The organism is Streptococcus sp. 151470009-6 (assembly GCF_053628175.1).
The window spans coordinates 452,578-476,330 of sequence record NZ_JBSEZF010000001.1; the positions used below are offsets into that span (position 1 = coordinate 452,578).

A 23,753-nucleotide genomic window follows, 5' to 3' on the forward strand; every position below is an offset into this window, starting at 1 on the left:
CCAAAAATCGTATGAAAGAATCATACGATTTTATCTATTAGTTGACTAGACTATGGTACAAGTCAAGGTAAGACTTGCAAGCTGTATCCCATGAGAAATCACATTCCATAGCTTGTTTTTGTAGATTTCTCCAAACGTCTGGCTGGTACTTATAAACATCCAAGGCTGTTAGGAAACTCCAGTTAAGCCAATATCGTGTTAAATTGTCAAAGCTAAATCCAGTTCCAGTTCCTTCAATTGGATTATAGGATTGAACCGTATCACGCAATCCACCCACTTCATGAACCAATGGTAGAGTACCGTAGCGCATAGCCATCATTTGTGACAAGCCACATGGTTCAAAACGGCTCGGCATGAGGAAGAGGTCACAAGCTGCGTAGATTTCTTGAGCGAGCTTGACGTCAAAAGTGATATTTGCTGATAGTTTGTCAGGATAGACTTGTGCAAACCAGAAGAAGGAATGTTCAAAAGCAGGATCTCCTGTACCTAAAAGGACTATTTGAACGTCCTCCTGTAAGAAACGGTGCAAACTTTCTACCACAACATCAAAACCTTTTTGGTGCGTCAAACGAGAGACAATCCCAACTAGAGGAACATCAGCTCGCACTGGTAGACCGACTCTCTCCTGCAATTTTGCCTTATTCTTCGCCTTTCCAGACAAATCTTCCTTATCAAAATGATAGTCTAAAAGTGGGTCTGTTTGAGGATTATAAAGATCTGCGTCAATACCATTAACTATACCTGAAACCTTGCCTGACTCCATGCGAAGAATCTGGTCCAAACCGCAACCAAACTGACTAGTCATAATCTCATGTGCATAGCTAGGAGAAACGGTTGAGACACGATCCGCGTATAGGATACCAGCCTTCATCCAGTTGAGACAATCATTCCAGCGAAGGGTCCCATCAGCATAGCGTTCAAAGCCAACACCGAACAAATCCCACAACATTCCTTCAGAAAATTGACCTTGAAATTCCAAATTATGAATAGTTAAGACTGTTCTGATTCCTTGATAGGCTTGAATCCAATGATACTTTTCTTTTAACAAGAAGGGAATCATAGCTGTGTGGTAGTCATGAACATGGAGAAGGTCAGGGATAAAGTCAATGCGTTCCATTGCTTCTAGAGCAGCCAGTTGGAAGAAGGCAAATCGTTCACCATCGTCAAAATCACCGTACACATGACCGCGGAAGAAATAATATTGATTATCAATGAAGTAGAAGGTAACCCCATTCAAGACAGTTCTTTTAATACCACAGTACTGTCTACGCCATCCTACACTCACTTCAAAGTGAAGAACATCCTCTATCTGGTCACCAAACTTAGCTTCTACCATATCATAGTAAGGCAAGAAAACTGCAACTTCGTGCCCCGCTTTTACAAGTGATTTAGGAAGTGCGCCAATGACATCGCCCAAACCACCTGTTTTTGAAAAGGGTGCTCCTTCTGCTGCTACAAATAAAATTTTCATGAATAAATGTCCTCTGTTACTGTTTCACCCTTCTTCACTACAACTGGATGTTCTGCTGTTCCTCGAATGATAACACCGTCCGCAACTTCAACACCCTTGTCCAAGATAGCATATTCAACTTGGGCACCCTGACCAATCACAACTCGAGGGAATAAAATGCTGTCCTTCACCACACTATCTTTGTGAACATAAATGTTACGAGATAGAACTGACTGAACTACTTCACCCTCAATGATACTACCAGAAGCAAACTGAGAATTACTTACTTTTGAAGTATTCGCATAGTAGGTTGGTTCTTCATTCTTAACTTTGGTATAAATTTTTTGATTTGGTGAGAAAAGAGAGTAGAATTTTTTAGATTCAAGCATATCGATGTTTGCTTGATAATAGGACTGAACAGAATGAATGTTCGCTAAGTAGCCTGTGTATTCGTAAGCAAAAGCTCCTTCTTTTGCAGCTAAATCACGAAGAACATAGCGCAGCTTTTCAGGATATTCTTTCTGAGCCTCTTCTTCAAGTCGTTCAATCAACCAAGGAGTATCCACAACAAAGATATCTGTGGACATGTTGAAGAGTTCATCCGTAGATTTGTTATCAAAGAGTTTGTGCGAACGAACATGGTCAGTTTCATCAATTTCCAAGATAGCATTCACATCTGAAATGTCTTTCTTCGGAAGTTTCTTATATACAACTGTGATCGGCCCTTTCGTTGTATTATGTAGGTGGAAGACTTGATTCAAGTCAATATTCACCAGCACATCGCAGTTAATCGAAACGGTTTGGTTTGAACCTGAACGTCTCAAGTAGGTAAGAAGTTGTTGGTAATACTCTTTTCCAACTGTACTGCTTTCAACACGAGTATTGTAAATTCCTAGATAGTAGTGACTTAGAAGGGTGGACAAGCCCCACTCACGACCTGAACGGATATGGTCGAATACTGAGCTGATATTATCTTGTTGGAAAATACCAAAGATACTACGAACACGTGCATTTGCAAGACTGGAAAGGGGGAAGTCAATCAAACGGTATTTCCCACCGAAAGGCAAGCTAGCTACCGGACGGTGTTCTGTTAACGTTGACATATCATGAAAACCAACTGTGTTTCCTAAAATGGCTGAATATTTATCAATCTTCATCTGTTGCTACCCCCACTACTTCATTGTATCCTACTACTTGTACTTCGTCTGTTCCATCAATCTCTACGCCGTCTGCAATAATGGCACCCTCACCAATAATAGCACGAGTAATCTTTGCTCCATGGCCAATAATAGCCCCACTCATGATGACAGAATCAACGACCTCAGCACCTTCACGTACTTGTGCTTCTGTTGAAAGAATCGAACGTTTTACAGTTCCATCTACAAAACAGCCATCCACAACCAATGAATCTTCAACGTGTGCATGTGCTCCAAAGTAGTTGGGTGGTGAAATCAAGTTTCTTGAATAAATTTTCCACTGACGATTACGGCTATCCAAGGCATTTTCTGGCGAAATATATTCCATATTGGCTTCCCAAAGTGACTCAATCGTACCAACGTCTTTCCAGTAGCCATTAAATTCATAAGCATAGACACTTTCACCAGACTCGAGATAGTTAGGGATAACGTTCTTCCCAAAGTCTGACATATCCACATTGCTCTTTTCAGCAGCAACAAGCATATTGCGAAGTCGTTTCCAGTCAAAAATATAAATCCCCATAGAAGCCTTTGTAGACTTAGGTTGCGCAGGTTTTTCTTCGAATTCAACGATACGGTTATTGGCATCTGTATTCATGATACCAAAACGGCTAGCTTCTTTGAGAGGTACGTCTAGGACAGCTACTGTCAAACTGGCATTGTTATCCTTATGGGACTGAAGCATAACATCGTAATCCATCTTGTAGATATGGTCACCAGAAAGAATCAAAACATACTCAGGATTAACACTATCAATATAGTCGATATTTTGGTAGATAGCATGACTGGTCCCTTCAAACCAACGGTTTCCTTCACTTGCGGAATAAGGTTGCAGGATTGAGACCCCTGAACTAATACCATCCAAGCCCCAGCTGGACCCATTTCCGATATGGTTGTTCAAGGCGAGAGGCTGGTACTGAGTAATAACACCGACATTGTGAATCCCAGAGTTAGCACAGTTTGAAAGCGCAAAGTCAATGATACGGTAGCGCCCACCGAATTGCACCGCTGGTTTGGCAATGCTTTGAGTGAGTTTTCCGAGACGAGTTCCTTGCCCACCCGCAAGGATCAAAGCTAGCATTTCATTCTTCATTTTCTACTCCTTTTTATAGACATGTGAACGTTAAAATCGTAAGAAGGTCGGAAGTCAAACTTTTTATAAAAATAATAGGAAGTCCATTTTTCTTGTCTTTCAAGTCCAATCCAAGTAAACCAACTAGTAACATCTTACATCATTACCTAATCAATAGCATTCTACTCTTTTTGCTTAGTCGGTTTCAAACGACGCTTAATCTTCCAGATACTTGCTCCCATTGCAGGCAAGGTGAAGGTCAAGGTCTGCTCATAATCCTTCCATAAACCTTCTTGAGTTTGAACCGTTTGATTGTGTTCTTTCCACACTCCTCCCCATTCTTCTAATTCTGTATTCCAAACTTCTTCATAGACACCTGCGACAGGAAGTCCGATTGTAAAGTCTTTACGTTCAACCGGTGCCATATTAAAGACGCAGACTAACATCTCATCTTTTTTACTCTTACGAATAAAGGAAAGGACACTCTGATCTCTATTATCTGCATCGATGATTTCAATACCGTCATAGCTAGTATCAATCTCCCAAAGACAACGATGGTCTTTGTAAAATTGATTAAGCTGCGAAGTAAAGTGTTTCATCTTAGAGTTCATGTAATCTTCTAAGTTTGACCATTCTAATTGCTCTTCAGATTTCCATTCTAAAAATTGACCGTATTCACTTCCCATAAAGAGCAATTTTTTACCAGGGTGGCAAATTTGATAGGTGTAAAGATTGCGCAAGCCGGCAAATTGATTGTAGCGATCGCCCCACATCTTGTGCATCATACTCTTCTTGCCGTGAACGACTTCATCGTGTGAAAATGGTAAGAGGTAGTTTTCTTTGAAAACATACATAAAGCTGAAAGTCACTAGATTAAAATCATACTTACGATAAATAGGATCTTCCTCATAGAAACGAAGAATATCATTCATCCAGCCCATGTTCCACTTATAGTCAAAGCCAAGTCCACCTGACTCTTTCGAACCAGTAATTTGGGTAGCTGACGAACTTTCCTCCGCTATCATCATCACATCTGGGTGCTCTGACTTGATTACATCATTTAAACGTTGAAGGAAATAGTAGCCTTCGTAGTTGAGGTTCCCGCCGTCTTTATTTGGAGTCCATGGGGCATTATCGTAGTCGAGATAGAGGATGTTGCTAACCGCATCTACCCGAATACCGTCTAAATGATAAAACTCAATCCAGTGTTTGATACTAGAAATCAAGAATGACTGAACTTCATTCTTCCCAAGGTCAAAGTTAAGAGCTCCCCAACCGTAGTTATGGGCCTTGTTGTGGTCTTGGTATTCAAAAGTCGGAGTTCCATCATAATAAGCAAGGGCATCATCGTTGATAGTAAAGTGACCTGGAACCCAGTCCACAATTACACCGATGTTATTTAAATGGCATTCCTCAACAAAATCCTGAAATTCTTCTGGTCGGCCATAGCAATGTTCTAGAGCAAAATACCCCATGAGCTGATAGCCCCAACTCAAACCAAGCGGATGCGCCATTAAAGGCATGAACTCAATGTGAGTATAGTTCATCTCAACAAAATAAGGAATCAACTCTTCTTTTAGTTGTGCAAAACTATAGGGACTACCATCTGGATTTCTCTTCCAAGACCCAGCGTGCGCTTCATAGATATTGACTGGACGTTCCGCAAAACCTAGCCGTTTTCTACGAGCTAACCAAAGACCATCCTTCCATTTCTTGTCAGGAATATTTGTTAGAATAGCTCCTGTACCAGGGCGAGCTTCAAAACGGAGGGCCAAAGGATCAACCTTCATAATCTGATGACCATTTGCACGAGTGATATGGTATTTATAGATTTGCCCTTCTTGAGCTAGGCTAGTAAAAACTTCCCAAACCCCAAATTCATTTCGAACCATAGGAATTTGATTTTCTATCCAGTTAGTAAAGTCACCTACTAAATGAACTGCTTGAGCATTTGGTGCCCAAACTCTAAATGTATACCCTAATTCTCCGTTAAGCTCCTCTCTATGTGCTCCGAGATAATGCTGAAGATGGATATTCTCTCCAGTTGTAAAGGTTCTTAAAGCTTCAAAATTGTTCATTCAATCCCCTTTCTTTATGTAAGCGTTTTCTATGTTTCTATTATACTATCTTTTGAGGGAACTTTCAAGAGATTTCCGTAATTAATGTTATATTTTTATGAAAGCCTTCAAAAAATTATCTTAAGATTTTAAGTACTTTCATCTATTTGGCAAAAAATAATGTTTATTCACATATATTGTTTTCAATTTATATACTATTGTTCGTATTCCTTTTTTATAGTAAATTTATATTGAAAATAAAATCAGGAATTTTGTCCTGATTTTTAAGGTTATTTCATATCAAAAACAATAGATTTAACATTTGTCATGGCTTCTATACTATATCTGATACCTTGAACCCCTGCACCGGATCCTTTTACACCGAGAAATGGGAAGTTATCTGGTCCTCGTTGTGTTTTATTATTGATGTGAACTGTTCCCACCTCAAGTTTTTCAGCAATCTCAAAAGCTTTTTTAAAATCATTTGTAAACACAGATGACTGAAGTCCAAACTCAGATTGATTTGCGATGGCAATCGCTTCTTCTACATCTGCGACACGAATAATCGGTAAAACGGGTCCAAATGGTTCTTCCCATGCAAGCTTCATGTCTAGAGTAACTTGGTCAAAAAGTGCAGGCCAAATGAGATTATTCTCACGTTTGATTGGGCTGAGCGCTTTGGCTCCTTTTTCCTGAGCATCTTCAATCAATCCCCAGATGAATTCAGCTGAAGCATTATCAATTACAGGTGTGATATCAGCATTGTCAAAAGGATTACCAACTGTTAGTTTTGCAACTTCAGTCTGGAGTAAGTCTGCTAATTTGTCTGCTACACTATCAACGACCAATACACGCTTGATAGCTGTACAACGTTGCCCTGAATAACTAAAGGCACCAGCTACGATTTGCTTGGCTGCATGTTCCAAATCAGAATCTTCTAATACTATAGCTGCGTCTTTTCCACCAAGTTCAAGCATGATAGGCCGCATACCAGCCAGGCGACCGATTCGCTCACCAATTGGTGTTGAACCCGTAAAGTTGATAAAGTTCACTTCTTTGTGCTCAATAATGTAATCCCCTATCTCAGAACCTCGTCCAGTAATGGTATTCAATACTCCAGCTGGAATACCTGCTTCATCAAAAGCCTTGGCCAATAAGAGACCTGAGATTGATCCTTGTGTTGGTGGTTTAAACAGAACGACATTTCCTGAAATCAAAGCTGGAGCAATCTTTGATGCAGATAAATTTACAGGATAATTAAAAGGAGCAATGGCAAGCACGATACCAACGGGCTCACGGCGTACAATGGACATTTTATTTTTACTGGCAGCTTCAAAGCCACCACCTTCCATGGCTTGACCAGTGATGCGTAGTCCTTCTTCAGCAGTATATCTAATCAAATCAGCTGTACGGACTACTTCTCCTATAGCTGCCTGAATTCCCTTTGCCACCTCTTTGGCAAGTATCGTTCCAATTACTTCCTTGTCACGTTCTAAAATATCTGCCGTCTTATGCAGATAGGCTGCACGTTCTACGGGTGCCAAATCACGCCAAGCAGATAGCGCTGCTCGACCAGCTTTCATCACTTCATCAACTTCTGCCTGACTCATAGCTGGTACAGTACCAAGCTTCTCCTGATTAATAGGAGAGTAGATTGTAATTTCATTCTCTGATGATTTCCAATTTCCGTTTACTAAATTCTGATAGTTTGTCAAATCCGCTTCCTCCTGAAAATGATTAAAACTTATTTTAACAAATTTTCAGAAAATTACAACCCTTTTTGTGAAAATTTTGAGATTTTTTTCACAAACTTGATTCTTCAAATAATTTGACACTTAATTCTACTCTTCATTGAAAACTTATACATAACAAAAAGGATTAGACAATCTAACCCTTTTTAGTTTATGAATTTAAGAGAGTACTTTAAGCACTGCGACACTAGTATTGTCGATTACATTCGACTCTTTTGAACGACTATTTGTCACAAGCATTTCCAGATTTCCTGCATTTTCAAAGTAGAAGGAAGTTCCCTTGGCATTAAATACGACCAATAGATGTTCTGGTCCCCCGTGAATCTCGTAAACAATCCATCCGCTATTTTCTGCAGCCGTGTGGACAAAGACATGACGGTAAACTTCTTCGTATGTAGGATAAGAAAAGGCACTAGTCTGTGTTTTCAGTCGAATAATCTGACGGACAAACTCAATGCTCTCTTGTCTTTCATTGATCAAATCCCAGTTTATTTGGTTGACACTGTCAGGAGCGTTGTAACTATTCATAGCTCGTTCTCGGTCTGCGGGAGTGAGTTGTCTATCTTCACCAGTCGGAATCAACTTGGTTCGACCAAATTCTTGGCCAATTTCCATAAAGGACATTCCTTGCATGAGAAGGTTCATTGCTGTCGCTGTCTCAACCTTGCGCATAATCTGGTCAGAACTTTGATCAGGATGAAGCGTCGCCAGCAGGTCATGAAGATTGTAATTGTCATGGGCTTCAACATAGTTGAGAACCTGGTTTGGACTCAGATAAGAGCCCAACTCTCGGCTACCAAGAATAGCCTTGGCTACGATTGGTTCGGTGGCTGCACCACTGACAAATCCTGACTTGATTGCACCATAAACTTCTCCTCCTTTAATCGCATCACGCTGATCATCGTTGAAGAATCCGATATTTGGCATTTGGTAGGCATTGTCCTTCTTGGCCTTATCATAAGGTGCAAGACCTGTTCCCATATCCCAGCCTTCTCCATAGGTGATAATACGGGGATCAACCTCATCTAGCGCCCAACGAATCGCTTGCATGGTTTTGACATCATGAATACCCATCAAGTCAAAACGGAAACCATCAATATTGTATTCTTTCACCCAGTATAGGAGAGAATCAATCATGTACTTACGGAACATTTCATGTTCACTGGCTGTTTCATTTCCTACTCCTGTACCATTTTGGAAGGTTCCATCTCGGTTCATGCGGTAGTAATAATCTGGTACAGTTGTCTGGAAAGGCGCATCAACCGTTGAGAAGGTGTGATTATAAACCACGTCCATGATGACACCAATTCCTGCATCATGATAGGCCTGAACCATCGTTTTTAGATCACGAACGACTTGTCCTGGATCATCTGGATTGCTAGAGAAACTTGGTTCTGGGGCATTGTAGTTTTGAGGATCATAGCCCCAGTTATAGGTTACGTTTCCATCCTCATCGTATTCCTTATGGCGATCAAAGATTGGTTGAAGTTGAACATAGTTGCAGCCAAGTTCTTTGATATAGTCAAAGGCGGTTGCTTGTCCGAATTGGTTAGTCGTTCCTGTCTGTGCAGCCCCAAGGAAGGTTCCACGGAGATGCTCTGCCACTCCAGATGTTGGAGATTTGGTCAAATCTCGGATATGCATTTCACAGATAACAGCTTTACATGGATTTTCCAAACGCCAAGGAGCTTCTGTCCCATGTTTGACTTCAAATCCATCTACTTGTCTTTCTTTGTGTGAGAGAATAACAGAACGTTTTCCGTCAGGACTGGTTGCAATTGTATAAGGATCTCTTGTCAAACTCTTGTGATGAGGGAATTCAATCTGATACTGATAAGCCTTGCCAGCAAGATTTTCATCTAAATCTAGACCCCAAACACCAATGGTATTGTACTTATGACTATATGAATAGCTATTCCCACGCTCTAGATTATAGGTTTTCCAAATCGGAGCATCGTTGCTGGTATTTTCATAGACAACTACCTGTACAGCTGTAGCCGTAGGAGCCCAAAGTTTAAAGCTTGTCTGATAATCTGAAAGGCTGCAACCTAGTTCTCCTTGGTAGCCCCAGTGGTGATCGTAGCTAGCGCTATGGATTGCTTTATCAAAAGCAAATGGATTTTGATCTTTGTAGTAAGGACTAGCAATGGCTGGGTTTTCAGAATAATAAACCGTCTCGTCACCCTCTAAAATCCAAACCTCTGTCAGAAGCGGATAGTAGTTATAACGCACTGGATATTCCTTAATTTTTCCATCAATCTCAACTGAGAATTTTAGGTTTTCTAACTTTTCTGAACTTGTAACTGTAAAGGAGAACTTTGCTCCAAAAAAGTCATTCTCATAATACAATTTTTCAACATTGTCTGCCTGTTTTCTACCAAATGAACAAGCAGTATAATCCCCATTTTTTCGATGAAAATGGATGACTACTGGGTATCTATACATTTCTTTTCCTAATTTCTAATTTCTATTTAAATTTTTTATGTGGTACTGATAGATTCAGCGATTGAATCTCTGACTGACAATAGACTCAATCTATGTAAAAACACTTCAGGACAGATTATTTCTGACTGTTTAAGACCTAGCTGGCTGCTATTCTTTACAAACTTTCCAACCAAGCTTCATCTCGAACTTCGATACTAAGTTCTTGTGCTTTTTGGAGCTTGCTTCCTGCATCCGCTCCTGCTACGACTAGATCTGTTTTCTTGGATACACTGCCTGTTACCTTAGCTCCCAGACTTTCGAGTTTGCTTTTTGCTTCTGAGCGCGTGAGACGTTCCAATTTTCCTGTCAGAACTACTGTCAAACCTGACAAGGCTGCATCTGCTACTACAGTCTGACCTTTGTAGGCCAGATTGACGCCTGCTTCTTTCAGCTCATCTAAGAGAATTTTGGATCCTTCGGTAGCAAAATAGGTCTGAAGACTTTGGGCAATCACACCACCCAGACTTTCAATACTTGCCACTTCCTCTGGATCTGCCTGAGCCAGATTTTCAATCGTATGGAAATGTTGGAGCAAGAGCTGACTAGCCTTACTTCCGACATGGCGAATTCCCAAGCCAAATAAAAGCTTCTCAGCTGAGTTTTCCTTAGATGCTTGAATAGCCTGATACAGTTTTGACGCAGACTTTTCCTTGACACCTTCTAAAAGGAGGAAATCATCTTCTTTCAAACGGTAAATATCCGCTACATCCTTAACTAGATTAGCAGCAAAGAGCTTCTCAACTATGGAAGGACCAAGGCCTGTAATATTCATGGCATCACGAGAGGCAAAGTGAATCAAGCCTTCCATGATTTGGGCTGGACAGCGAGGATTGATACAACGTAGAGCAACCTCATCTTCAAAATGAAGTAACTGACTGTCACAGCTCGGACAGTTAGTCGGAATATCTAGTTTTTCTTCAGAAACACGCTTGGACTCTACCACACGCAAAACAGCAGGAATGATATCTCCAGCCTTATAAACGATAACCGTATCGTCTTTGCGAATATCTTTTTCAGCAATATAGTCTACGTTGTGTAGGGTCGCACGGCTAACGGTAGTACCAGCAAGCTGAACAGGTGTCAAATTGGCAGTTGGCGTGACAACCCCAGTACGGCCTACTGTCCAGTCAACTGAGAGTAGTTTGGCTTCTTTTTCCTCAGCAGGGAACTTGTAGGCCACTGCCCACTTAGGCGCTTTAACTGTAAAACCGAGTTCTTCTTGACCTGCTAAGTCATTGACTTTGATAACCACTCCATCAATATCGTAAGGTAGATGTTCCCGTTCTTGTCCTACTTCTTGGATAAAATCCCATATCTCATCCATGCTTTCAGCCAAGATTCGTTTAGGATTAACTACAAAACCAAGTTGTTCAAGATGCTTCAAGACTTTTTCTTGGCTATCACGAGTAGAAGGGCTTGCTTCTTGATAGAGAAAAGTCGCAAGATTGCGCTTGGCAACTACTGCTGTATCCAGCTGACGCAAAGTTCCAGCCGCCGCATTACGAGGATTGGCAAATTCAGGCTCTCCATTTTCTTGGCGAGCTTGGTTGACCAATTCAAAGGAAGCGCGTGGCATGTAACACTCCCCACGAACTGTGATATCTAGTTTTTCTGGCAAGGTCAAAGGAATATCCTTAACGCGTTTGAGATTTTCAGTGATATTCTCACCAATAGAACCATCTCCACGCGTCGACCCAGCGACCAAAATCCCCTTCTCATAGGTAAGAGAGATAGACAAACCATCGATTTTCAACTCACAGATATAAGTGGGATGAGGTAATTCCTTTCGCACACGCGCATCAAAAGCTTCTAACTCTTCACGTGAAAAAGCATCCTGCAAACTATAAAGAGGATACTGATGACTGTATTTTTCAAAACCATCTAAAACCTTACCACCAACACGATGGGTTGGACTGTCTGCTAAAACTTGATCTGGATAGGCAGCTTCCAACTCGACCAACTCTCGGTAGAGGCGATCGTACTCGCTATCTGAAACCGAAGGATTGTCACTCGTATAGTACTCGCTCGCATAGCGGTTGAGTAAGGCAACTAACTCATTCATTCTTTTATTCATAAAACCATTTTACCACAAACCAAGCCCTCCTCACAATGGAGAAGGGCTGAAAAAATAGTTAATAGTGAAATATTTTTTTAGGCAAGGAGATTTATACCTTTTTTTTAAAACGATTTCGAACATAAATGAGAGATATACAGGACAAGAAGACAACTCCACTTCCGATTATCAAGAAAGAAGAAAGATGTACACTTGGCAACACTGTCATAAGGCCTTTTGCAATTGGCATAAAGAGAATAGCTAAAGTAAAAATAGTACTCAATACTCTGCCCAAATATTCACTTTCAACCTTGGTTTGAACCTGAGTAAAAAAATGAATATTAAACATTGTCATAAATAGTTCACAAACTAAATTTCCAGAAAAGGAAAGAAAAGTTGGCAGTGGTAACCCCATCATAAAAACTCCAATACCAGTCAAAGCTAGTAAAATCAAAAGGCTATGAACACTTGCTTTTATCTTACTAGCAAGAAGAGCTCCGATAATCGAACCAATAGCGCCCATAGTCAAAATACTTGCAAAAGCTCCTTCTACCCCGTATAGTCGATTTGAAAAAGGGAGGAGAAATTCAAAAGCTGCAAAAAAGAAATTAACACTGGAAGCTACTAACAAAAGGAAAAAGATCTCTTGCTGATGCCAAATATAGTGTATTCCAGCCTTCATATCAACAAAGATGTCTTTCCAACTAAAACTCTTTTTCTCATGTACTTGGATTTCTTTTCGAGGAAGGAGAGCCACTAGAACAAATGCAATGAAAAAACTAATGGCATCTAAAACAAGCGTCATATGGAGACTGGCAAATTGTAAAACGAGGAAAGAAAGTACAGGGGAGCTAACTCCTACAACCTGCAAAACGAGCTCTAAGCGAGCGTTATAGGTCACAATCTCGTCTTTCTCTACAACCTCAGTTATAATGGCTTTATTGGCTGTACGAGAAAATGCAAAGGCAAACGCCTGAACAATATTGGCAAAAATCAAGGCAGCAATCATCAATCTATCATTTCTGATGAAAGAAATAGCTAAACAGAGAATACCACAAATCAAGTCTGTCGTCATCAAAATTTTGCGACGCGAAAAGCGATCTGAAATCACTCCACCAAAGGGATTGACCAGAATCGATGTAACCAACTCAGAAATTTGATAAATACCAAGAACAGTCTGTCCTATCGTCCCCATTGATGCCAACCAAACACTGTTTCCATAATCATAGAGCATATTTCCTATCTTATTAATAGCCCCACGACTAATCAACTGGATTGCATGTCGATTCATATAAAAAGCTCCTCTCAAATTTTGAAACTATTGTATCAAAACTGAAAGGAGTCTCTTTATTTTTCCCTTATTTGGGAAATTTAAGCATTTACAAATTTTTCATAATGTTCCTGATAGTAAGCCACTTGCTCTGGAAGTCCAAGCACATCAAAAATATGCATAGCCTCCTGCATCTGACTACAACCTTCTTCTTTCAAGTCTCTCTGGTAGAGGGCAAAACCTTTAAGATAATGGAAGATATTGCGCTCATAAAGCTTGATACCATTTCCAATCAACTTCTCCACATAGCCCTCAAAATAGTCCGCATCCGCAAAGGACCGATTTTCCAAACAATGCTGGTAACAGTTAAGAGCTAAAATCAAAACAAGTTTTCGATGCCGACAAATTTCCTTGTAGTAGTCTTCCCTCTCCATGACTTCTCTGCCAATCCGAGCCACATAGTCCACATTGTAGAAAGTATAGAGATTCCCGAAAAGAATCAACTCATACATAGTCCATTCTTCTGTTTGAAAAAGATAATCTGCTACCTTTTCCAAATCACTCTGACTCATCGTGTAATGAGCATCTCTTTGACAAATCAGACCTTGTAGCAGAATCCAATTCAGCTCAAAATAGAGGGGATTGGTCGAACTCTTACCCTTTTCAAGTTGTTCTCTTTGAAGCTTTTGAAAACCTGCAATATTATTTGAGTAGTAAAGCGGAATAATCTGTGCCATCAAGGCAACATGTTCATGATTTTGAAAATCCCTAGCCTTGTCCATGAAATTTTCAATAGTCACATGAATATTGTCCAAAATCTCAAAGAACCGAGAAACTGCTAGATCAGACTCCCCAAGCTCGAAGCGAGATAACTGAGAGGTTGAACATGATTCACCTGCCGCCTCTTTCAAGGAGTACTTCCCACTTGTTCGAAATTCACGAAATACCTTTCCTAGATGTTTCATCTTTACACCTGCTCCGATAATTCTTCCCATTCAAGCATAGCCGCTTCCTGACGATGGTTGATTTTTTCCAGTTCAGCCTGCAACTCCATGAGTTGTTCAGCGTCATTGGTTTCCAACATTTGTTCAGAGATGGCTTGACTTTGGGTTTCTAATTCTTCAATTTCTGCCTCCAAGTTCTCGATTTGACGCATGAGCTTGCGGGCTTCTTTCTGACTTTCTTTCTGAGCTTGATAATCATTAAATGGACTTGCTTCTTTTTCTTGATTGCTAGTAGAAAGTTCCTCAGCTTGACTCACTTCTACTTCTGCCTTCTTTTCAACATAGTAGTCATAGTCTCCTAGATAGAGTGTCGAACCATTTTCGGACAATTCCAAAACATGAGTAGCTACGCGATTGATAAAGTAACGGTCGTGGCTGACAAACAGAAGGGTTCCATCAAAGTCTATCAAGGCATTTTCTAGCACTTCCTTGCTATCAATATCCAAGTGGTTGGTCGGCTCATCAAGAATCAAGAAGTTGTTGTTTTCCATAGACAGTTTAGCAAGCAACAAACGAGCACGTTCACCACCAGACAGCATGCCAACTGATTTTTTAACATCATCTCCTGAGAAAAGGAAGGCACCTAGGCGGTTGCGGATTTCAACTTCAGGTGTCAGTTTAAAATCATTCCAAAGTTCATCGAGTACAGTATTACTTGGTGTTAGCTTACTTTGAGTCTGATCATAGTAACCAACCTCAACGTTAGCACCAAATCGCTTCTCTCCCTTGATAAAAGGAATCTGATCAACGATTGACTTGATAAAGGTTGATTTCCCAATCCCATTTGGTCCGACAATCGCAACAGCATTCATTTTACGAAGGTCAAGATTTATCGGTTCTGACAAAATTTCCCCATCATAACCAATGGCTGCATTTTCAACTGTCAAGACAACATTACCAGATGTTTTTTCAGACTGGAAGGTCATATTAGCTGATTTCTTACCAGCTTCAGGTTTATCCAAGCGCTCCATTTTTTCCAGTTGTTTACGGCGCGATTGGGCACGTTTGGTTGTCGAAGCTCTTACTAGATTGCGATTGACAAAGTCTTCCAGAGCAGCGATTTCCTTCTGCTGTTTTTCATAGTTTTTTGCCTCAGTTGCCATTTTTTGTTCTTTTTGCTCAACAAATCGAGAGTAATTCCCCACATAGCGATCCAAAGAATGCTTGGTCAAATCGAGCGTAATTGTTGCAACCTTGTCCAAGAAATAACGGTCGTGACTAACAATGATGAGAGCGCCACTGTAGTTGACTAGGTAATTTTCCAACCAGGCAATGGTTTCAATATCCAAGTGGTTGGTTGGCTCATCCAAGACCAAGAGATTTGGTTTTTCGAGGAGCATTTTTGCAAGAGCAAGCCGAGTATTTTGACCACCTGAAAGCTCAGCAATTTTCATCTGCCACATAGTCTCATCAAACTTGAAACCATTTAAAATCGCTCGAATGTCTGCTTCGTAGGTAAAACCGCCAGCTTGACGAAAATTCTCTGACAAACGGTCGTAGTCTGCCATGAGTTTATCTAGTTCAGCTCCAGTTTTCTCACCCATCTCCAACTCCATCTGACGCAGTTGTGTTTCCGTACGCCGTAAATCATCAAAAACATGGAGCATTTCGTCATAAATGGTATTCTCAGACTCAAATCGGCTGTCTTGGGCTAGGTAGGAAAGAGAGATGTCTTTTTTCTTATTGATTTCCCCTCTAGTTGGCTCCTCTTCTCCAACTAAAATCTTCAAAAGAGTCGACTTTCCTGCCCCATTTCTTCCAACAAGGGCAATCCGATCGCGTTCATCTACCTGCAGATTGATATTATCAAAAAGAACCTCTCCTGCAAAAGAACGTTCAATTTTATTGGCTTGTAAAATAATCATGATTCTATTTTACTATCTTTTTCAATTTTAGACAATTGCAATGAAAAAAGTTCGAGTATAAACTCGAACTTTTTATTTTAGTATCCAATGCCTCCACGGAATGTGCGAGCCATATCTTTTAAATCATAGTTCTTAGAAGAGGTATCGATTGTCCATTTACCATCCTTCTTCGTCATTTTGATTTCATAACCCTCTTTTCTCATACTATTACTAGTATCTAGAGGAGTTGATTCAAATTGGCTTGGAGCATTTTCTAAAATATACTTCTCACCAGCTTTCATAGCTTCTGAATAGTTGCTGTACTTACCTTTGTTTTCGTCGTAGAATTTACGGCTTAATTCATAAACATTCAAGTTATCTAAGTCAATCGTTTCAGGTCTTACATAGATAACTGCGTAGTCTGGCAAGTATGTTTTAACTTTGTAATCAATTTTTGCTCGTTTAGAGTTTGCTTTGATATACGCCTCAGCAAATGTACGAAGCTCTGCGTCTGATGGTTTGTAGTTGTAGAAACCTTTTCCGAATGATTCTACAAATTTCTTGATGAACTCTTCTCTATCAGCCTTCACATCATTTGTAAATTCAGCATCACCATCAGAAGATTTTTTATCATCTGCAAGGGATACGACTTGAGCCTTGTTATCAGATGTACTTAAGTTCGTTCCGCCACCAGAGCTTTCTCCATTAAGGTAAACGGCATCGACATATTTTTTCATTACTTCTTTAGCTTCATCAATGTGATCCTCGTATTTGCTTGGATCAACTTTGATAGCTACGTCGTTATTCTTTTTAGAGTCCTCTTTGATATCTTCGTAGAAGCTAGGTGCAAAATGAAGCTCATATTTAGCATCTTTGTCTACTTCATAAACAACATAACCAGCTACACTCTTACCTTTAGAGATGCTATCTCCATAAGACATGAATTTAGTCTTACTGTCACTCTCATAGATTTGAATTGGTTCTACTTTTTCATCTTTTTCATTGTAAAGGGTGATATCGCGGCTAGTGAAACTGAACTTTTTATCACGGTTGTTTTTGATTTCAACCTGAAGAGCAAGGTAGCTTGAAGATGAATCTTCATCTTTAGGCAATACAAACATACCATCTTTAACAGATACTTCAAAGTTGGAGTTTGAGGCAGTACCGTTGTCGCTTGCCTTCTTTGTTGATCCACAAGCAACAAGTGCTAAAGCTGATACCAGCAAAGCAGAATGCTTAAGAATTTTTTTCATAATAGAATATCTCCTTTTATTATTTACTATATTCTACCATAGCGATAATAAAATTCAAAATAGAAACCGAACCTTTTAAAAAAAACTTAAAATTATAGAATAATAGCTTAAATTTTTCCAAAAAATTATTTTAAGTATAGAAGCTTCTTCTTAGAGAATCAATAGGAAGTCACGTTTTTTCTTTGAAAACTTTTTCTATATAATTTTCTAAATTTATTAGGAATTCAATTTGAAACCGTTTAGTTATAAACTCTTGTTTATCCTTTTTTAGGGAAATGAAAAAAGCTCGATTCGAGTAATAGCGCCTATGCTAACGTTTTACTAAAATCCTAAATCATGGTATAATAAAGCCGATTAAAACAATTTACAATAAAAGGAGACGCTCAATGACTTACCAAGAAAACTATCAAAAATGGCTTGATTTTGCTGAACTTCCAGACTACCTTCGTCAAGATTTGGAAAACATGGACGAAAAGACAAAGGAAGACGCCTTCTATACCAATCTTGAATTTGGTACTGCTGGTATGCGTGGATTGATTGGAGCTGGTACTAACCGTATCAATATCTATGTTGTCCGTCAAGCGACTGAAGGTTTGGCTCGTTTGATTGAGTCAAAAGGTGGAAATGAAAAAGAACGTGGTGTGGCAATTGCCTACGATAGCCGTCACTTCTCTCCAGAATTTGCCTTTGAATCTGCTGCAGTTCTAGCAAAACACGGTATCAAATCTTATGTTTTTGAAAGCCTTCGTCCGACTCCAGAACTCTCATTTGCCGTTCGCCACCTCAACTGTTTCGCTGGTATCATGATTACTGCTAGCCACAACCCAGCTCCATTTAATGGTTACAAGGTTTACGGAGAAGATGGTGGACAAATGCCTCCACACGATGCGGACGCTTTGACTACTTATATCCGTGCTATCGAAAATCCATTTGCTGTGGAAGTTGCCGATGTAGAAGCGGAAAAAGCTTCTGGTTTGATTGAAGTCATCGGTGATGCTATTGACACTGAGTACCTCAAAGAAGTTAAAGATGTCAACATCAACCCTGCCTTGATTGAAGAATTTGGTAAAGACATGAAGATTGTCTACACACCACTTCATGGTACTGGTGAAATGTTGGCACGTCGCGCTCTTGCTCAAGCAGGATTTGATTCTGTTCAAGTCGTGGAAGCGCAAGCAACTCCAGACCCAGACTTCTCAACGGTTAAATCTCCAAACCCAGAGAGTCAAGCAGCCTTTGCCCTTGCTGAAGAACTCGGACGCAAAGTTGGTGCAGATGTTCTTGTTGCAACTGACCCGGACGCTGACCGTGTTGGAGTTGAAGTTCTTCAAAAAGATGGCAGCTACCTCAACCTCTCAGGTAACCAAATCGGTGCCATCATGGCTAAATACATCTTGGAAGCTCACAAAAACGCTGGAACTCTTCCTGAAAATGCAGCCCTCTGCAAATCAATCGTATCAACTGACTTGGTAACGAAGATTGCTGAAAGCTACGGCGCAACTATGTTCAACGTCTTAACTGGTTTCAAATTTATCGCTGAAAAGATTCAAGAATTCGAAGAAAAACACAACCACACCTACATGATGGGATTTGAAGAAAGCTTCGGTTACTTGATTAAACCATTCGTACGTGATAAAGACGCTATCCAAGCCGTTCTTGTCGTTGCTGAGCTTGCTGCTTACTACCGTTCACGTGGTTTGACTCTTGCTGACGGTATCGAGGAAATCTACAAAGAGTATGGTTACTATGCTGAAAAGACTATCTCTGTAACTCTCTCAGGTGTAGACGGTGCTGAACAAATCAAATCGATTATGGCTAAGTTCCGTAACAATGCTCCAAAAGAATGGAACACAACAGCTATCACTGTCGTAGAAGACTTCAAGGCTCAAACTGCTACTGCTGCTGACGGTACTGTTACAAACTTGACAACTCCTCCAAGTGATGTTTTGAAATACACACTTGCTGACGGTTCATGGATTGCAGTTCGCCCTTCAGGTACAGAACCAAAAATCAAGTTCTACATTGCCGTTGTGGGTGAAAGCAACGAAGATTCACAAGCTAAGATTGCCAACATCGAAGCAGAAATCAATGCCTTTGTAAAATAAGCAAGCTAAAAGATGAGATAAACCAATCTCATCTTTTTTCGTATCAAATTCGAGCAATTTTAGAAACTTTGTGGCATACTAGTTTTATCAAAAAAAGAGAGGTATTCTTATGAATCAGTTTTTAGAAGATATTAAAGACCTTGAAGTGACTACAGTTTCACGCGCCCAAGAAGCACTCGATAATAAAGAAACTGCATCCTTCTTCATCGGTCGCAAAACTTGCCCTTACTGCCGTAAATTTGCTGCTACATTAGCAGGTGTCGTAGCTGAAACTAAGGCACACATCTACTTCATCAATAGCGAAGAACCAAGCCAACTCAATGCTTTGCAAGATTTCCGCTCACGTTATGGAATCCCAACTGTTCCGGGATTCGTTCATGTTGCTGATGGCCAAATCAATGTCCGTTGCGACTCTTCCATGTCAGCACAAGAAATCAAAGAATTTGCAGGATTGTAAAAAAGCCACTCGTTGAGTGGTTTTTGTATGGTCTAAATTACTTTTTTTCAAGCAAATCTTGTATCATTCTATGTAGTTCTTCTATCTTCTCAGATTGTTTCTCAAGTAGTATTCTCTGACTGGATAATTCATCTTGTAGTTTATCGAGTTTTATCTGTTCATCTGGATTCTCTTTCACGAAAAAATTCGTCAAGGAACTCGTTAACATTCCTATTGTTCCAATACCAACAAGCATTAGTAAAACAGCTAACCACTTCCCAAAAATGGAAGTAGGAACAATATCCCCATAACCAACAGTTGTTACCGTTACAAGCGCCCACCAAAGACTATCCGAAAAAGATTTTTCTTCAACAACTGATAAAATTGAACTCCCTACCAGTACAATAAAGGAATTGAGATAGAAAATATAAAGTAAGCCATTTGTCCGTAAGAGTTTGCTAACCTTCTTTTCCAACTTGCCAGTCAATCCTACGATTCTTAAAAGACGAGTGAGTTTCAGTAATTTTGTCAGTCTTGCTAAGCGGAAGATACGCCCTAATCGAAATACTGTAAAAATAGCGTTTAAAGGAAGGATAGCTAACAAGTCAAAGATATTTTCAAGGATAAATCGCCATTTTCCTTGGCTTGAAAAGAAGCGCCAACCATAATCTACCACAAAAACAAACCAAATCACTAAATCAATGATGCTGTAGGGAGGATTGTCCAAATCAATCATTTCCGCAAATCCAAGTAAAACCAGAACAACCGATATCAGTGCTAGAATGATAATCGTTGTATCATAGTAATCTCTAAATAACCATTTTTTCTTCACAATATCACTCCTATATATTTTTAATCATTATACCACACTAAATCCCTGATAAATACATAAGAAAAGAAGGCTCCCGCCTTCTTTTTATATATCTGTCAATGGTGTTGCGGTATCTGGTGAAGTGTCGTAAACCTTAAAGTCAACTCCGACTCCCAGATCAGCTTGGGCTAGCTGATTGACCATGGTCATATGAGCCAGCTCCTTGATATTGTTCTCTTTGGACAAGTGGCCAAGATAGATTTTCTTTGTTCGATTTCCCATGGCACGAATCATGGCCTCAGCACCGTCTTCGTTAGAAAGGTGACCGAGATCAGATAGGATACGCTGTTTGAGTCGCCAAGCATAAGATCCCGCTCGTAAGATTTCTACATCGTGGTTGGACTCGATGAGATAACCGTCAGCATTCTCAACAATTCCTGCCATACGATCACTAACATAACCTGTGTCAGTCAACATGACAAAACTCTTGTCGTCTTTCATAAATCGGTAAAACTGTGGTGCTGCGGCATCATGACTAACCCCAAAACTCTCGATGTCGATATCGCCAAAGGTTTTGGTTTTACCCATTTCAAAAATGTGCTTCTGCGATGAATCCACCTTACCGAGGTACTTGCTATTTTCCATAGCCTGCCAGGTTTTTTCATTGGCGTAAAGGTCCATACCATATTTGCGAGCTAGAACACCCACTCCATGGATATGATCTGAGTGCTCATGCGTAATTAAAATTGCATCCAAATCTTCAGGTTTGCGATTGATTTCAGCTAGCAGACTGGTAATTTTCTTACCAGACAAGCCTGCATCCACTAATATTTTCTTTTTTGGGGTTTCCAGATAAAAGGAATTTCCACTGGAACCTGATGCTAAAATACTGTATTTAAAGCCTATTTCACTCATTCTAGTCTTCTATTTCGTCCTCCCATATTTCTTCTTTTACGGCATCCTTATCATAAGGGAGCACGATGGTAAAGGTTGAGCCCTTACCGTATTCACTTTTGGCCCAAATAAAGCCGTTGTGTTGTTTGATGATTTCTTTGGCGATGGCTAGACCTAGCCCAGTTCCACCTTGTGCACGACTTCTTGCACGATCCACACGGTAGAAGCGGTCAAAAATTTTAGGTAAATCTTGCTTTGGAATACCTAAACCTTGGTCTTTGATGGATAAAATCATCTGGTCATCAGTGGTCTTCATGCTGACAGTAATTTTGCCACCATCTGGTGAATACTTAATGGCATTGTTAAGAATATTATCAATCACCTGGGTCATTTTATCGGTATCAATCTCGATCCAAACAGAATTGATTGGGTAATCTCGAACCAGCTCATATTTTTTCTCTTGTTCCTGACCTCTCATCTTGTCAAAACGGTTAAGAATAAAGGTGATAAAGGCCGTAAAGTTAATCAATTCCACATCCAACTGAGTGGTCGCATTATCAATTCGAGAGAGATGCAAGAGATCTGTCACCATCCGCATCATACGGTTGGTTTCATCGAGTGAAACCTTGATAAAATCAGGGGCTACAGGATCATACAAGGCTCCCTCGTCCAAGGCTTCAAGATAAGATTTAACACTGGTCAAAGGAGTTCTCAGCTCATGACTCACGTTTGAAACGAAGAGTCTCCGCTCGCGTTCTTCCTTCTCCTGCTCGGTCGTATCATGTAAAACAGCAACCAAACCCGAGATGAATCCAGACTCACGGCGAACCAAAGCGAAACGTACACGAAGACTCAGGTATTCACCATTCACATCTTGGGAATCAATCATCAACTCAGGAATCTGAGTAATCAGGTCACGCAGTTCATACTCATCCTCTATCTTAAGCAATTCTAAAATGCTTTTGTTAAGAACATCTTCTTTCTGCACACCGAGCTGTTTCTTGGCCATGTCGTTGATCATGGTAATCTGGCCACGGCGATTGGTCGCAAGCACTCCATCTGTCATGTAAGAAAGAATACTATGCAATCTTTTACTCTCTTGTTCCAGATTTTCTTGGGTCAAACGAATAACTTCTGACAAATCATTGAGATTATTGCTAATATTGGTGATTTCTGTACTGCCTTGTAAGTCCAAAACTTGAGAATAATCACCCGCAATCAAGTCCTTAACCTTTTGATTTATCTCTTTGAGACGAATATTATCTCGACGGTTTTCCAGTAAGAGCAAGGTCACTACCAAGATAAAGCCAAGTAAAATCAAGATAAAGATAAAATCACTGGTCAGAATAGTTTGTCTAATATCTTCAATCATTATTTCTCATATAGTAGCCAACACCACGACGGGTGAGGATATACTCTGGACGGCTTGGAGTATCTTCAATTTTTTCACGCAAACGTCTAATAGTCACGTCCACTGTACGAACATCACCAAAATAATCATAACCCCAAACAGTCTCAAGCAAGTGTTCACGCGTAATCACTTGTCCAATATGGGAAGCCAAGTGATATAAGAGCTCAAACTCACGGTGGGTCAAATCTAATTCCTCACCGTATTTTTTGGCCACGTAAGCGTCTGGAACAATTTCCAAATCGCCAATCTGAAGTGGCTGAGATTTCTTCTCATCAGACTCTTGATTATCAACTGAAACCAAGTCGGTACGGCGAAGTAAAGCCTTGACACGCGCCTGCAACTCACGATTTGAGAAGGGCTTTGTGACATAATCATCTGCCCCTAGTTCCAAACCGATAACCTTGTCAAACTCGCTATCCTTAGCTGAGAGCATAATGATAGGAACACTACTGGTCTTGCGAATGGCTTTGGCTACTTCTAAACCATCAATTTCAGGAAGCATCAAGTCGAGGATAATAATGTCGGGTTGCTCGGCTTCAAATAGCTCGATTGCCTCACGACCGTTGAAGGCTGTTACAACCTCGTAGCCTTCTTTGGTCATATTGAACTTAATAATATCTGAGATTGGTTTCTCATCATCTACAATTAATATTTTTTTCATA

General features: G+C 40.1%; 17 protein-coding genes. 2 read left to right on the forward strand and 15 right to left on the reverse strand.

The annotated features are described in order from the left end of the window. Positions 1-37 precede the first annotated feature (37 nt). The 11 genes from glgA to ACUW6H_RS02360 form a co-directional block, all read right to left on the reverse strand. A complete protein-coding gene (gene glgA, locus ACUW6H_RS02310) occupies positions 38-1,471 on the reverse strand; it encodes a glycogen synthase GlgA (protein ID WP_454360774.1) in 1,434 nt (477 codons plus the stop codon). Beyond that, the gene (gene glgD, locus ACUW6H_RS02315; protein ID WP_454360776.1) at positions 1,468-2,607 is read right to left on the reverse strand and encodes a glucose-1-phosphate adenylyltransferase subunit GlgD; all 1,140 of its coding nucleotides are present in this window, start codon (positions 2,605-2,607) and stop codon (positions 1,468-1,470) included. Before glgD ends, glgA begins: the two co-directional genes overlap by 4 nt. Beyond that, positions 2,597-3,739, reverse strand: coding sequence for a glucose-1-phosphate adenylyltransferase (locus ACUW6H_RS02320; RefSeq protein WP_454360778.1), 1,143 nt, complete (start codon positions 3,737-3,739; stop codon positions 2,597-2,599). The genes glgD and ACUW6H_RS02320 overlap by 11 nt, the downstream gene beginning before the upstream one ends. 161 nt (positions 3,740-3,900) lie before the next feature. Continuing rightward, a complete protein-coding gene (gene glgB, locus ACUW6H_RS02325) occupies positions 3,901-5,796 on the reverse strand; it encodes a 1,4-alpha-glucan branching protein GlgB (protein ID WP_454360780.1) in 1,896 nt (631 codons plus the stop codon). A 269-nt stretch (positions 5,797-6,065) separates the two neighbouring features. Beyond that, positions 6,066-7,490 carry an NADP-dependent glyceraldehyde-3-phosphate dehydrogenase gene (locus tag ACUW6H_RS02330; protein ID WP_454360782.1) on the reverse strand — a complete coding sequence of 475 codons (1,425 nt, stop codon included), beginning with the start codon at positions 7,488-7,490 and terminating at the stop codon, positions 6,066-6,068. Positions 7,491-7,685: 195 nt separating this feature from the next. Next, a complete protein-coding gene (pulA, locus tag ACUW6H_RS02335; RefSeq protein ID WP_454360784.1) occupies positions 7,686-9,971 on the reverse strand; it encodes a type I pullulanase in 2,286 nt (761 codons plus the stop codon). A 154-nt stretch (positions 9,972-10,125) separates the two neighbouring features. Beyond that, complete coding sequence (gene ligA, locus ACUW6H_RS02340) at positions 10,126-12,084, reverse strand: NAD-dependent DNA ligase LigA (protein ID WP_454360786.1); 1,959 nt, start codon at positions 12,082-12,084, stop codon at positions 10,126-10,128. Positions 12,085-12,175: 91 nt separating this feature from the next. Next, on the reverse strand, positions 12,176-13,354 hold the full coding sequence (locus ACUW6H_RS02345; protein WP_454360788.1) for an MFS transporter: 1,179 nt from the start codon (positions 13,352-13,354) through the stop codon (positions 12,176-12,178). A gap of 80 nt (positions 13,355-13,434) precedes the next feature. Beyond that, positions 13,435-14,298, reverse strand: coding sequence for an Rgg family transcriptional regulator (locus ACUW6H_RS02350; RefSeq protein WP_454361270.1), 864 nt, complete (start codon positions 14,296-14,298; stop codon positions 13,435-13,437). Between the two features lie 2 nt (positions 14,299-14,300). After that, positions 14,301-16,202, reverse strand: a complete 1,902-nt coding sequence (locus ACUW6H_RS02355) for an ABC-F family ATP-binding cassette domain-containing protein (RefSeq protein ID WP_454360790.1) — start codon at positions 16,200-16,202, stop codon at positions 14,301-14,303. Positions 16,203-16,279: 77 nt separating this feature from the next. Beyond that, on the reverse strand, positions 16,280-17,434 hold the full coding sequence (locus ACUW6H_RS02360; protein ID WP_000722101.1) for a DUF4352 domain-containing protein: 1,155 nt from the start codon (positions 17,432-17,434) through the stop codon (positions 16,280-16,282). 386 nt (positions 17,435-17,820) lie between these two features. On the opposite strand from ACUW6H_RS02360, the gene ACUW6H_RS02365 reads away from it, so the two are divergent. Both ACUW6H_RS02365 and ACUW6H_RS02370 read left to right on the forward strand, forming a co-directional pair. After that, positions 17,821-19,539 (forward strand): phospho-sugar mutase, encoded by a 1,719-nt coding sequence (locus ACUW6H_RS02365; protein WP_454360792.1) that lies wholly within the window; start codon positions 17,821-17,823, stop codon positions 19,537-19,539. 109 nt (positions 19,540-19,648) lie between these two features. Continuing rightward, positions 19,649-19,996 (forward strand): GxGYxYP domain-containing protein, encoded by a 348-nt coding sequence (locus ACUW6H_RS02370; RefSeq protein WP_454360794.1) that lies wholly within the window; start codon positions 19,649-19,651, stop codon positions 19,994-19,996. A gap of 37 nt (positions 19,997-20,033) precedes the next feature. On the opposite strand, the gene ACUW6H_RS02375 is transcribed toward ACUW6H_RS02370, so the two are convergent. The 4 genes from ACUW6H_RS02375 to yycF form a co-directional block, all read right to left on the reverse strand. Then, positions 20,034-20,807: a potassium channel family protein gene (locus ACUW6H_RS02375; RefSeq protein ID WP_454360796.1), complete on the reverse strand. Its 774-nt coding sequence runs from the start codon at positions 20,805-20,807 to the stop codon at positions 20,034-20,036. A gap of 84 nt (positions 20,808-20,891) precedes the next feature. Continuing rightward, positions 20,892-21,701 carry an MBL fold metallo-hydrolase gene (locus ACUW6H_RS02380; protein WP_038806131.1) on the reverse strand — a complete coding sequence of 270 codons (810 nt, stop codon included), beginning with the start codon at positions 21,699-21,701 and terminating at the stop codon, positions 20,892-20,894. Position 21,702: 1 nt separating this feature from the next. Then, positions 21,703-23,052 (reverse strand): cell wall metabolism sensor histidine kinase VicK, encoded by a 1,350-nt coding sequence (gene vicK / locus ACUW6H_RS02385; RefSeq protein ID WP_454360799.1) that lies wholly within the window; start codon positions 23,050-23,052, stop codon positions 21,703-21,705. After that, positions 23,045-23,752 carry a response regulator YycF gene (gene yycF, locus ACUW6H_RS02390; protein ID WP_454360801.1) on the reverse strand — a complete coding sequence of 236 codons (708 nt, stop codon included), beginning with the start codon at positions 23,750-23,752 and terminating at the stop codon, positions 23,045-23,047. Before yycF ends, vicK begins: the two co-directional genes overlap by 8 nt. Between the last annotated feature and the right edge of the window lies 1 nt (position 23,753).